Here is a 12,370-nt window from a genome sequence, read left to right as displayed (position 1 = left end):
GTAATGCTCCTTTGGCCCTCATTGCTAAAGAGATTCCCCTATAACAACGACACTGGATCTATGTATAACCACATATGTTTGCTTGTTTGAAAAACGTAAAATGCAGTTGTGCGAAAGTGATTAAATTTCACCCCATTAACAACATACCTTTAAATGTATGACATATGACAATAAACCAAAAGGGTTATTAATAACATCTTTGCAGTGCTTCACAAAATGCTGGAGTTTTGAGCGATGAATGTGACTATTCTTTTTAAAAACAATCTAATATAGGAATTTATTGAATGAGATAAGTTTGGATAAACTGGAAACATTAGAGTTTGATTTTAATCATGTTTAACTTTCTAACAAACAGCGGTTCATTTATTAATAAACACTATTTGAGGTATGCCACCTCAACAATATTGAGGTGGCATTGGGGCTTCATATCTTAGGTATTACTCAGGTGTTACACAGGTAAAATTGGCGGCATCTTCAATATTACCTATGCCATTATATTTTGCGAATTGGGGGTATGGGCATAGGACCCGAGTTCTGCTTTTTGACCAATCACTGGGTAATTCTGTATTTTCAGGTCGTACGGCGGCGGTGATATTTTTAGGCTCCACTCCTTTTTCAACCCAGTCAACTAATGCGCGGACCATGTTAAATTTATCTGTGGTTGGGCCCTTCCCGCAATGATTCATACCTGGTACTAAGAATAAGCGGGCGAAGTTTTCTGCATGCCCGGCATTGGCATTGCCTAATTCGTCATACCAGTTCACCGTATCGTTCACTGAAAATACGGGATCGGACGTTCCGTGAAACACCATCATCTTAGCGCCCCGATTTTTTAGGGCAGAAAGATCCGTTGGATGGGGAGGGGTCATAAAATCAATACCCGATTCGGAGTAAATTGAATCCGTGGCATAGATTCTCTGAACATCCTCATCCATGCTAAATGATTGTATAAATTCCAAACTGGATTGCTCTGTTGCACCATTAAAAGGGGTTGGTGGTGAACTAAAAATAAAACCTACTGCGCCGGGATCTCGATTTAGCGCCATAAAATATTCCCATTCAGACCAATTTGACCCACCCATACCCGCATCGTATGGAAAGTCAGTATAAATGGCTTCACCAGTTTTACTGTTATGGGGCCCCGCCATGACATTGCCTAAGACCTGTTTCTGTTCTGCAGTCAGGCAGGTATTGTCTCTGCCGTTGGCGCAGGTAGGGACATCACGTTCAAGATCAAAGGTCTTTTGACAGGAATAGGTATCGGCAATCATGCCATCGCTCACGCCGTCAAGGGCGTCACACTGCTCGAGGACTTTTTGGGAGACGAGGGAAAATTCTTCAGGGGTAATGGCGGTTTGTAGTGTGGCTAAGATGTCTGCGCCATCAAATTCAACCAGCTTTGAATATTCTTGAACACCATACATCTGTGCGACTGCAGCTTTGGGTAAGTTAAATCCTGGGTTGCCTACCAGAAAGCCATCGTACATATCGGCAAAACGACTCGCGGCGACCATAGTGTGTCTACCACCGTTAGAACAACCGGCAAAATATGATCTATCAGGTTGTTTACCATATGCTTTTTCTATTAGACTTTTCGCCATAGGCGTTAACTCGGCCACCGCATTGTAACCATAGTCAAGCCTTGCTTGAGGATCTAAACCAAAGAGAGGGGTTGGCGCTGGATGTCCCATATCAGAACTTATCACAGCGAACCCTTCATTGAGGGCGGCAGAATCTGGACCAGCGGAAAATACTAATCGGCCTACAGCCTTAGCTACCGAACCATCGAGGCCACCGTTGGCTTGATAATAGAATCGCCCATTCCAGTGGGTGGGCAAACGCATTTCAAAGCCGATGGCATAGCGAGTCTCTCCCGCAATGCCAGTTCCCATTCTTTCATTCATATAGCCTGTTACTAAACAATGCTCAGGTGCTCGGTAATTTTCTGTGGCGTTATATTCAACATTTCCTGCCGCAATGATTTGTGAGTTCGTTATGACAGTATTTTTGAAACTATATTGTGCAGCTATTTCGCTGCATAGGTTCAAAGTGGCGGGTGTTGCCGGGGCTAATTGTGGTAATGTGGTTTCGGCGTTATCGTTATTTCCACATCCGCTAAATAAAAAACATGACATAGCAACGGCTGGAATAAGTAAGAAATTCTTTGTTTCCATTATAATCTCAATCCTTAAGTCAAAGTGTTTACCGCAATTTTTAATTGGGTATAAGCGATTTTGCGGTACAAAAATTGGGTGTATCGAACAAGGCTGATACACCCGTATAAGGTTTGGTGCAGGGGAGTTAAAACTGGGGACTATTTACCTAAAACAAATTTATAAGTGACATATAAACGTATATCGTCAATATCTTCACCTTGATCAACATCGACCATGGCATAACGCGCTCTAAGACCTAGACCTGATAATGCACCGGAAAACTTATAGGTGATTGAAAAGTCAGTTTCGTTAAAATCTTTTGCTGTACCAGTTGGAACTTCGTACTGTCCATAAAAGGCATAGGCTTCTAACCCGTTCAGGCCCAGTTTCTCAAAGTCATAGGCAAGTCTTAATGCATTGACTTCTTCCTCGCCCCGCGCCGATTGATATACCTGTTGAATGACCACTTTATCATCGCCCCATGGGGTGAGAAGTGTGTCATCGCCAGTTTTGGCATACATATAGGTGATATCAGCACCGGCAAGTTTGGCACCTAAATGGAAACCATATTGATAGGTATCCAGTGGGCCGCCAGTTTCATCACCCGTTGCTTGTTGGGTTAAATAGGAAGGTGTTAGGTACAGGTTAGTCGTACCCACATCGGTGGATAATTTCACCTTGGCATAGGTTTGGTTGAAAACATCTTCCATACGATAGTGCCAAAGATTGATTTCAGTTTTGACTGTTTCAAGGGGCAATTGATATTTTGCACCTAGGGCATAAACAGGGTTATCTGCGACATCAGCAATAACCCCCCCTCTTGCTAACTCGTTTTGTACCGCCTCTTTAACAGAGATGAAATTGCTATCCGACCAGCCCATCGAATCCGTGATGTACAAGGCTGAAAGTGTGAGGTTATCGATACTCTTGTTTTCTGCTGAAAACCCGCGATAAGTCCGTGGGATCGCACGAATATCATGGGGATTCATCATAGGAGTGCGCAGTTCCTGTGCGCCGAATTTGAATTTAGTATTCCACCAATCACCTTGGACAAAATATTCTTGTAAGCGGTTAACGTCGTCATGGTCACCGTTGGCATCACGGGCGACTAAACCATAAACATCATCAGAGTCGTTGATCCAAATCGGGTTTGCCGACGCGAAGCTAGTACCAAAACTGATCCCATTTACCTTTGCAGTATTGTAGTAAAACAGCCCGCCGAATGAGGAGTCATGTTTGGTGTTAGTGGTTGCGTCAAAGTCACGGGTAAAGTCGAATAGGCGTAGTTCACCCTTCACAGTTCCTTGGCTAAACATTTGATCAATGCTGGTATCTGCAATGGCTGGAATGCTTAATACCGATAGCACAAGTAAAGATAAATAAGATCTGTTCATCATCATTTCCTTATTTTTGTGTGCTCGCTTGGAATGGTCCGAGCGAGTTAAAAGGTTATTGTTAACCTCTTTAGGTGAAATGTATGACGTATAACCATTATCTACAACGGAGTAAGAATGAATATGAGAAATTAGTTACGAAATTCGTACAGATGTTACATAGATCAACAAATATGAATAATTTTTAATCACTAATATAGGAAATACCGGAGTACTTTTTCTGAATTAGCTAGGTTTTATGGTAGGATGGCGCCACTGAGTTTATCCGAGATAATAAATTGCATATCTTCAAGCCTATTAAGCAGATAAAAGCTTCGAGTGAAGTTGGTCTGCAACTGAAAAATGCTATTTTAGGTGGCGATTATAAGGCTGGCGATAAGTTGCCCTCCGAGCGTGAATTAATCGAGCTATTTCAGGTCAGCCGCACTGTGGTTAGAGAAGCGATTAAGAGTCTCGAAGCGGGTGGATTGATTGAAATTCGTCAAGGGGCAACGGGTGGTGCATTTGTTAAGCACTTGACCTTTGAGCGTTTGAGCGATGCCTGCCACGACTTATTTATGATGGGGAAACTCTCTCTGCCTGAGCTATGTCAGGCACGAATATTGATTGAGCCCCAAGTTGCTAGAATGGCCGCTAAAAATTGCACTCCAGAGCAAGCTAAAGCTTTGCAGGAGGCCAATAGCCATGAAGGTGATAACTATAATTATCCTGATACAGTAATATTACGATCCCAAGTACATTATTTGCTGGCGGAAATGTCGGGTAATCGCTTTCTAGAAGCGATTGTAAAATCCTTGTTGGTTTTATTAAGTAATCAAACGACTAAATTCCAGCCTCCGACCGATGAGATTCATCCTTTAGGCTTGCATGATGTCATTATCGCAGCGGTTATTGCAAAAGATGAGGCGAAAGCCGAAGCTGAAATGTTGGCACATCTACAAGACTTTAATCTACGCCTAGCAGAAATTGAGCGTAAGTATATGCTTAAACAGGCTTAAGTGAGTGCTGACAAACCCATTTATCCCTCTGTAAGCACGAGCGTATACTGTGAAATACCCGTCTAAATTGGCGGGTATTTTTGCATCGTGGGGACTAAGGCAAAGTGTCACAGCCCCAAAGCTCAACCGCCGCATCTTGCTTGTTTGGTGCGCCAATCCAATGACCCATGGCTTGACATTGCATCTCACCAGAGACGTGCGCGAAACAAACATCAAAATCCCCCGCTTCGGGTGTGCGGCCTAAGCGCAATACAGGCAAACTGGGTAGTTTGGGGTGATAATGCCAGCTGCCATTCTTAAGATAAGCATCATCTGGGATTTCCATTCCCGCACCTGTCCCCTTAACCCTCGCCTCGACTAACACTAAGCCTTGGGGCGTGACGTGATAGTCTTCCTCCCAGCGGATTTTTTCTATGCTGTGGTTCCACGCAAGGGTGAAATTATCTGTAGGCACTTGTGCCCACAGTGTGCCAGCTAGGCCTAAACATAGGCCTAGCATCTGCCAACCCTCAGCCACATTTTAATGACAGGTAATTCCAAGGTTTATCCTTGTTCTGCAAGGCGTTTAAGTTTGCGCGCTCGCCAGCTGTGCTGCACGATAAAGAGCAAAGCCAGTCCAAAACCAATTTCATCACTTAGTGGGGTAGCAAGGATCAAACTCGCCCCCGCAAGGAATCCCATCAGTCTTTCCCACCAATAGAGTTTTTGCAGCAAATAACCCGTGAATATCACGCCCCAAATCCCGATACCGACCGTTGCTTTTAGCACCACAAAACCGATAGCCAACCAGCTATCGCTTTGTAGCATTAATGCGGGATCGTAAACCGCCATAAAGGGGATCACAAAGCCTGCAATCGCGATGCGAATCGCCCAAAGACTAATTTTAAGCCCAGATTCTTTGGCAATAGGGGCGGCGGCAAAGCAGGCTAAGGCAACTGGCGGAGTTAAATCGGCCATGATGCCAAAATAGAACACAAACATATGGGACACAATCAAGGGCACGCCTAAATCCAGCAGAGCCGGGGCGGCAATTGAACTGGTGATAATGTAGTTTGGGATAGTCGGAATCCCCATACCCAATACCAGACAAGTGAGCATAGTTAACACTAAGGATAGGAACAGATTATCTTGCCCTACCGCCAAAATGTAGCTGGCAAAGGTTGAGGCGATACCAGTAAGTGACACTATGCCGATAATCACTCCCACTAAGGCACAAGCTATCCCCACGGGGACGGCGTGACGCGCACCTTCCACCAAAGCATGCAAGCAGATTGTCAGGGTATCTTTGCCCCCCTTAATAAACCAACATACAGCCACCAATAGGGCAATCACAGCAAATACCACCGCAATCCCTAATTGGAAGAAACCCGCACATAGCACACCTAAGGCTATCCAAAATGCAAAACGCATCGCGTTCGATGGCAGCCTCAAGACGATCGCCGAGCCTAAGATAACAATCGAGGTAAGAGCTAAGCCGACCATGCCAGAAAAGAGTGGCGTTCTGCCGGAAAAAAGCAGATAGATCAAAATAAACAAGGGGATAAGTAGATACCAACGTTCCTTAATCGCGGCCCAAGGATCGGGGCATTGCTCCTTAGGTAGGCCGCACAGATTGGCGCGTTTGGCCTCTAAATGTACCATCCAGAATACGGAGCAGAAATACAGCAAGGCAGGGATCAGTGCCGCTTTGGCGATTTCGATAAAAGGCACGTTAATGGTTTCGGCCATAATAAAAGCCACTGCGCCCATAATGGGAGGCATGATTTGGCTACCCATACTTGAGGTTGCCTCCACTCCACCGGCAAAGGCGGGACGATAGCCGAAGCGTTTCATCAGTGGAATGGTAAATTGTCCAGTCGTGACTACGTTAGCGACACCCGAACCCGTAATCGTCCCCATCATAGCGGAAGAGACCACGGCGACTTTTGCTGGGCCCCCAAGTTTATGGCCGAATAACCCCATCGCAAAATCGGTAAACAGGCGGATCATCCCCGCCTGCTCTAAAAAGGCGCCAAAGAGGATAAAAAGGAAGATATAGGTCGCCGATACATAGGTCGGAGTACCATAGAGTCCTTCGGTGCCAAAGGATAACTGATTGATAATCTGATCAATCCCATAGCCCCTATGCATTAGCTCACCCGGCAGATATTGGCCGAACAAACCGTAGGCTAAGAAGAGGCTACAGATAATGGGCAGCGCCCACCCCATGACTCGACGGGCAGCTTCAAACACTAATATAATCAAAACAATACCAATCACCATATCGGCATCGGTCAATTCACCCGAGCGTTGGATAAGATCGGCTTCAAAAATCCATTGGTAGGCGGCCGTTGCCATACCTGCAAGCCCCAGTAACCAAGCTAAGGGTTGCCAAGGGCGTGACTTGCCCACCGCGGGATAACTTAAAAACACGACTAAGAGTAAAAAGCCTACGTGGGTCGCCCGCAACACTTGGGTCGATACGGGGTGAAAAGCGGCGGTAATGATTTGAAAAATAGAGAAAACTAAGGCGGTATAAAATAGTGCCTTAGGCCAGTCGCCAGGCTTGGCGCTAAGGCCTTGTTCGGAATCGCTCATATTATGCCTCACAGCATTAGGCTACAGAGGGCGACATAGCACTTGAGCCTTATAGCTCAAGTGCTTAAGTGGATAATCGGTCGCACAGGTTTAGATGAAAGGCTTAGAGTGCGTTTACTTCTTTGAAATAACGCTCCGCACCAGGGTGAAGCGGTGCAGGTAGCTTCTTAGTCGCGTTATCCAAGCTAATAGCCTTGGCGGCCGAATGGGCATTGCCCAGACGCTCTAGGTTTTCAAACATGATTTTTGCCATTTGATAGGCTAAATCATCGGAGACACCGCTTTGGGTGACGAATAGGTTTTGAATGGCGACCGTGGATACATCGGCGGTTTGGCCTTCATAGGTGCCAGCAGGAATGACTCCGTACTGATAGGCAGGGTTATTGATTTTAAGCACGACATTCTCAGGAACTTCGACAAAGTTAATTGGCATAGTCGCCGCTAGATCGCGAATCGCCGCCATACCTAAACCCGATGACTGCAAGGTTGCATCTAACTGGCGATTTTTAATTAACTCAACGGATTCGGCATAGGGTAAAAACTCCACTTTACCCATGTCTTCATAGCTTAATCCCGCCGCTTTGAAAATGGCTCTGGCGTTGAGTTCAGTACCCGATTTAGGTGCTCCCACAGAGATACGTTTACCTTTTAAATCGGCCAAGGTTTTGATACCTGACTCTTTATTGGCGACGATTTGAATATAATTAGGGTAAGCGGCGGCAATAACACGGATTTTATCCAATGGCTTTTTAAAGCCTGCATCGACATCCCCTTGATAGGCCGCGGCAACGGAATCACCTAGGGCTAAGGCTAGCTCACCACGACCCGCTTGGAGTAAGTTGAGGTTTTCAACCGAGGCTTTAGTGGCTTGAACTGAGGTTTTGGCTCCCTCAATACCCGTACCGTAGAGTTGGGATAGGGCAACACCAATAGGGTAATAAACACCACTGGTGCCACCGGTGAGAATATTAATAAATGCGGGTGCGGCCGCCATAGTGGCTGCGCTGAGTGAAAGTGTCAGTGCTGCACCGACGGCGATAAAACGTTTGTTGATTTTCATACTGAAATATCCTTATTTTTTATTGTGTTATCTAGGGCTATTAAAATCGATTCTGTTGACTGCTGACTTTATTATCACTACTTATATACCCAAAACTGCTCAAAATACAGGCTTTGGATACTGTTTAACAACCAACGCCAAATGAAGCGAGTTAACTGTTTGCCTCGCTAAGTTTGTTTGTGCTCTTTAATGTGGCGGTTTTATACCTTAGCAAAAGACCCAGAGAATGTAGATTTTGCTTTAGTCTAGGTGACATTTTAAAATGCAGGAAACTTTAGGTTTTAAGTGTTAAAAAACAAATTCTTAGTATTATTTTACGCAAACATTAAACGGGGATTTTTTGAGTGGACTTCGGTGGATAATAAAAAGGGTTAACATAAGTTAACCCTCTATTGGTGTCGAGTGTGCGACTTAACAGTGGCACAACACTATTTAGTGTTTTCTAAGAAACCCTTAGAAGCATTTTTAGCGTGTTTTGCTGCTCTTTTTTCTTTTGCAGACATTAACGGCTTCTTTTTAGCTTCTTTGCGGTTTTTTTGCTCTTTACTCATAGCTAACTCCATGTACTTTGTGGTTGTTCATCAGGCTAATCATGTAAGCCATACGCGTGAAACCTGTTCCATGATGTCCTGATTGAAGCGAAACGTTAAATCTCGAATTACAACATTTTTAAATCACAATCATTTAAAATCATTGATAATTTAGTTGAATTTGTTTGCCTCTCTGAGCTGTACTCGCAAAATAATCTTATCACCGAAATCCGTGGCGAGATCTATCCTCTACTTAGAATAATTCATACTATTGGTAGTGCTAAACTGTCTATAAAATATGCGAACCAGAGCACAGTTCTTACCCTTATGCCTACATAGGAATATCACAATGCCTATCTGCGGGTTGATTTACCTAATATTCCCCCTAGGAGCCCCCGAAGAATTTGTTTTCCCAATTGATTACCCACAGTGCGCGCAGCTTGTTTAGAAAGCGTTTCGGCTAAACCTTGGCGGCGTTTATTGCCGAAGATGAGCTCGCTAAACCAGCCCTGCTCTTCTGTTTTAGGGCTCGCTTGATTGGCACTCCCTGAGGACGTTGATGGTCCGGGTACACTATCAGATCGCCTGTTGTGGAGTAATTCATAGGCCGATTCGCGGTTGATTAAACGGTCATATTTGCCACCAATCGGACTTTGTGCTCGGATCTGTTGCAGCTCATTGAGCAATGCGGGCCCCATACGGCAGCGGGGTGGGGCGATGATCGCTCGTTCTACCATAGTGGGTACGCCCTTGTCGGCCAACATGGAGACTAAGGCTTCGCCCACCGCCAGTTGGGAGATCACATCTGTGACGACGAGCTTAGGGTTGGGTACAAAGGTTTCGGCCGCGGTTTTAACGGCTTTTTGATCCCTTGGCGTGTAAGCCCTAAGGGCATGTTGAATACGGTTGCCGAGCTGGCCGAGAATTTCATTGGGAACATCATCTGGAAATTGTGAGCAAAAATAAACGCCAACACCCTTGGAGCGGATCAGGCGCATAATTTGTTCAACCCGCTTCAATAGGCTTGGCGGACACCCCTCAAACAACAGATGTGCCTCATCGATAAAAAAGATCAGTTTAGGTTTGTCGAGATCACCAACTTCTGGCAGATTTTCAAATAATTCTGATAACAACCAGAGTAGAAAACTTGAATATAATCTTGGTGTTAAAATCAGTTTATTGGCGGCGAGCAAATTGATGATGCCGCGCCCTTGCAAGTTAGTTCGCATCAAGTCTTCGAGTTGTAATGCGGGTTCTCCGAAAAAGTCTTTACCGCCATCGCGCTCTAAACCGAGGACTGAACGTTGAATGGCTGCAAGGGATTGGGCGCTGATAAGCCCATATTTTACGGAGATTTCCTTACGCTCATCGGCGACTAAGGTCAGCATGGCGCGGAGATCGTCGAGGTCGAGTAATAGTAAACCTTGGTCGTCAGCCAGTTGAAAGACGATATCTAAAATACCGCTTTGGATGTCATTAAGCTCGAGGATGTGACCCAGCAAGGTAGGGCCCATTTCACTGACGGTTGTGCGTAGAGGGTGCCCTTGAGTCCCCGCCAAATCCCAGAAAACGACGGGATTGGCCTCGGTTTGATAGTCCTCGATCCCGATTTGAGACGCCCTTTGTAACAACTTGTCGTTTGGAGTGCCCGCCACGGCAAGCCCAGAAATGTCCCCTTTGATATCTGTGATAAATACTGGAACACCTTGGCGTGAGAAGCCCTCGGCCAGACTCATTAGCGAGACGGTTTTTCCTGTACCTGTGGCACCTGCGATAAGCCCATGACGATTGGCATATTTAAGATTTAAGTGAACCTGTTGCTCACCTTTACCTAAGAGTAGAGTATTCAAGCGCAGTCCTTTTCTTAATTAACGTACTGGGAAACTGTTGTCTGTGGATAAAAAATCATCATCCAGTGTTGGCCTTTAAAAAATCGCTGTCAATATCGCTGAGCGTATCGTCGATACAGCTTAGGTAAAGCTTATCGGTGCTAGCTTGGTAAAGTGTAGCCATTCTGTTGCATTTATTGAGGCACTGAAGATGAAAACTCCATTGATTATGTTAGTCTTATCCACATCACTGCTTATCTCTGCCTGCGCAGAGATGGCGTGCTCTGCGAGGACGGATGTTGACCCCTATGAGCCCATGTTGGATAAACAGCGCTGTGTGGCCGAGGCTGAAAAACAGCTGGCAGCACATGAAAAAGCCAAGAAGGCTGCAGAGGACCAACAGCTGAAACAAGCTGTCGACAGAGCGATTCAACAACGTCAATAGAAAGGATTGGTATGAAGGGAGCGGGTGGAACACAGGGCGGTATTGGCCAGTTTTTTATCGGACTTGCCATGATGTGTGCAGGATTTTATCTGTTATTCAATGCTATACAGGTGAGTTCCAGTTTTGGACTCAGCTATGGGCTCTATCGAATGAATGCCTTTGGACAGGGATTTTCTATCACCACCGGCATGGTAATGTTGCCGTTTATCCTAGGGATAGTGATGGTGTTTTTTGATGCCAAGACTAAGCTTGGCTGGTTGCTCACCTTGGGCTCATTAGTCGCCTTAATTGTCGGCGTGATAAGCTCGATTCAGTTTCACTTTAGAGCCATGTCGGCCTTCGAGTTGATCGTGATTTTAGTGTTAGCCTTTGGTGGGCTCGGGCTGTTCTTACGCTCATTAAAAGAGGCGCCCGCCGAGCAGAATGATCCCAAATAACGGTTAAACTGAAACCGAGACTCCATACCCATAGCCTAGGAAATCCAATGCGTTGGCGTGACAGTAACCGCAGCTCCAATATCGAAGACAGACGAGACCAACAGATGGCCTCGGCGGGTGTGCCCAGCGCGCTCCTGCTGCGTTTGCTGCCTTTTCTGCTTCGCACCAAAATCGGCCGAGTGATATTACTGCTAGGCGGACTGTATTTTGCTTTCCAATATTTTACGGGGGGATTATCCCTCGAGCCGAGCAATCAAGCGGGTTTTAGCCAGTCACAATCGGCGGGCAAAACGGCGGCTCAGGATGAAAATGCTCAGTTTGTAGCGGCGATCCTCGGTACGACAGAAACCGTTTGGGATCAGTTGCTGCAAGGGCAATATATCGAGCCTAAGTTGGTGCTGTATCGCAATATGACCTCAACGGGATGCGGCATGGGGCAGGCGCAATCCGGGCCTTTCTATTGCCCCGCCGACAGTAAAGTGTACATCGACTTAAGTTTTCTCGGGGAGCTGAAAAAGCTTGGAGCACCGGGGGATTTTGCCTTTGCCTATGTGATTGCCCACGAAGTTGGCCACCATGTACAAAACTTACTCGGTACTAGCACTAAAGTGCGTCAGGCCCAGCAAGCCGCTGGCAAAGCGCAGGCCAATCAATTGAGTGTCGCCCTCGAATTGCAAGCCGATTGTTATGCCGGTGTGTGGGGGCATTATGTCGACAGGCAGTTCAATCTGCTCGAAGCCGGAGATGTGGAGGAGGGGATTGCCGCGGCGAGTGCCGTGGGGGATGATCGCCTGCAAAAATTAGCTGGGCGCGCAGTACAACCCGAAGCCTTTACCCATGGCAGTTCGGCGGACAGGGTAAAATGGTTTAGGACGGGTTTTGCCTCTGGCAAGCTCGCTAGCTGTAATACCTTTAACCACAACTAGTTACAACATAGCCTCAGA

11 protein-coding genes are annotated in these 12,370 nt (G+C 46.0%); 4 read left to right on the top strand and 7 right to left on the bottom strand.

Annotated elements, in window-relative coordinates; genetic code table 11:
* Positions 1-437: 437 nt before the first annotated feature.
* Both SOHN41_RS15275 and SOHN41_RS15270 read right to left on the bottom strand, forming a co-directional pair.
* Positions 438-2,174 (bottom strand): tannase/feruloyl esterase family alpha/beta hydrolase, encoded by a 1,737-nt coding sequence (locus SOHN41_RS15275; protein ID WP_007650691.1) that lies wholly within the window; start codon positions 2,172-2,174, stop codon positions 438-440.
* Positions 2,175-2,314: 140 nt separating this feature from the next.
* Entirely contained in the window at positions 2,315-3,553 is a 1,239-nt protein-coding gene (locus SOHN41_RS15270) for an OprD family outer membrane porin (RefSeq protein ID WP_037459335.1), read from the bottom strand.
* A gap of 275 nt (positions 3,554-3,828) precedes the next feature.
* Between SOHN41_RS15270 and SOHN41_RS15265 the strand changes: the two genes are divergently transcribed.
* Positions 3,829-4,548: a FadR/GntR family transcriptional regulator gene (locus SOHN41_RS15265; protein WP_007650688.1), complete on the top strand. Its 720-nt coding sequence runs from the start codon at positions 3,829-3,831 to the stop codon at positions 4,546-4,548.
* A gap of 94 nt (positions 4,549-4,642) precedes the next feature.
* Here SOHN41_RS15265 and SOHN41_RS15260 read toward each other — a convergent pair whose 3' ends face one another.
* The 5 genes from SOHN41_RS15260 to SOHN41_RS15240 form a co-directional block, all read right to left on the bottom strand.
* The gene (locus SOHN41_RS15260) at positions 4,643-5,047 is read right to left on the bottom strand and encodes a DUF1850 domain-containing protein (protein WP_007650687.1); all 405 of its coding nucleotides are present in this window, start codon (positions 5,045-5,047) and stop codon (positions 4,643-4,645) included.
* A 44-nt stretch (positions 5,048-5,091) separates the two neighbouring features.
* The gene (locus tag SOHN41_RS15255; protein WP_007650685.1) at positions 5,092-7,125 is read right to left on the bottom strand and encodes a TRAP transporter permease; all 2,034 of its coding nucleotides are present in this window, start codon (positions 7,123-7,125) and stop codon (positions 5,092-5,094) included.
* Positions 7,126-7,228: 103 nt separating this feature from the next.
* Positions 7,229-8,185 (bottom strand): TAXI family TRAP transporter solute-binding subunit, encoded by a 957-nt coding sequence (locus SOHN41_RS15250; protein ID WP_007650682.1) that lies wholly within the window; start codon positions 8,183-8,185, stop codon positions 7,229-7,231.
* Between the two features lie 428 nt (positions 8,186-8,613).
* Positions 8,614-8,736: a hypothetical protein gene (locus SOHN41_RS20535; protein WP_007650677.1), complete on the bottom strand. Its 123-nt coding sequence runs from the start codon at positions 8,734-8,736 to the stop codon at positions 8,614-8,616.
* A gap of 332 nt (positions 8,737-9,068) precedes the next feature.
* Entirely contained in the window at positions 9,069-10,565 is a 1,497-nt protein-coding gene (locus SOHN41_RS15240; RefSeq protein WP_007650676.1) for a helicase HerA-like domain-containing protein, read from the bottom strand.
* 190 nt (positions 10,566-10,755) lie between these two features.
* Between SOHN41_RS15240 and SOHN41_RS15235 the strand changes: the two genes are divergently transcribed.
* The 3 genes from SOHN41_RS15235 to SOHN41_RS15225 are packed head-to-tail and all read left to right on the top strand — an operon-like array spanning position 10,756 to position 12,352.
* Entirely contained in the window at positions 10,756-10,989 is a 234-nt protein-coding gene (locus SOHN41_RS15235) for a hypothetical protein (protein WP_007650674.1), read from the top strand.
* Positions 10,990-11,000: 11 nt separating this feature from the next.
* Complete coding sequence (locus SOHN41_RS15230; protein ID WP_007650672.1) at positions 11,001-11,426, top strand: hypothetical protein; 426 nt, start codon at positions 11,001-11,003, stop codon at positions 11,424-11,426.
* A gap of 47 nt (positions 11,427-11,473) precedes the next feature.
* Positions 11,474-12,352 carry a neutral zinc metallopeptidase gene (locus SOHN41_RS15225; RefSeq protein ID WP_007650670.1) on the top strand — a complete coding sequence of 293 codons (879 nt, stop codon included), beginning with the start codon at positions 11,474-11,476 and terminating at the stop codon, positions 12,350-12,352.
* Positions 12,353-12,370: the final 18 nt, after the last annotated feature.

The sequence above is a fragment of the Shewanella sp. HN-41 genome (assembly GCF_000217915.1).
GTDB lineage: Bacteria > Pseudomonadota > Gammaproteobacteria > Enterobacterales > Shewanellaceae > Shewanella.
The sequence above is the reverse complement of the archived record's forward strand: the minus strand, read 5'-3'. Positions and strand labels throughout refer to the sequence as shown.

What these genes read in the sequence shown, in the direction of transcription:
- SOHN41_RS20535 (WP_007650677.1), bottom strand. Translation starts at nt 8,736, where the DNA reads ATGAGTAAAGAGCAAAAAAACCGCAAAGAAGCTAAAAAGAAGCCGTTA.
- SOHN41_RS15230 (WP_007650672.1), top strand. Translation starts at nt 11,001, where the DNA reads ATGAAGGGAGCGGGTGGAACACAGGGCGGTATTGGCCAGTTTTTTATC.
- SOHN41_RS15275 (WP_007650691.1), bottom strand. Translation starts at nt 2,174, where the DNA reads ATGGAAACAAAGAATTTCTTACTTATTCCAGCCGTTGCTATGTCATGT.
- SOHN41_RS15260 (WP_007650687.1), bottom strand. Translation starts at nt 5,047, where the DNA reads ATGCTAGGCCTATGTTTAGGCCTAGCTGGCACACTGTGGGCACAAGTG.
- SOHN41_RS15250 (WP_007650682.1), bottom strand. Translation starts at nt 8,185, where the DNA reads ATGAAAATCAACAAACGTTTTATCGCCGTCGGTGCAGCACTGACACTT.
- SOHN41_RS15225 (WP_007650670.1), top strand. Translation starts at nt 11,474, where the DNA reads ATGCGTTGGCGTGACAGTAACCGCAGCTCCAATATCGAAGACAGACGA.
- SOHN41_RS15235 (WP_007650674.1), top strand. Translation starts at nt 10,756, where the DNA reads ATGAAAACTCCATTGATTATGTTAGTCTTATCCACATCACTGCTTATC.
- SOHN41_RS15255 (WP_007650685.1), bottom strand. Translation starts at nt 7,125, where the DNA reads ATGAGCGATTCCGAACAAGGCCTTAGCGCCAAGCCTGGCGACTGGCCT.
- SOHN41_RS15270 (WP_037459335.1), bottom strand. Translation starts at nt 3,553, where the DNA reads ATGATGAACAGATCTTATTTATCTTTACTTGTGCTATCGGTATTAAGC.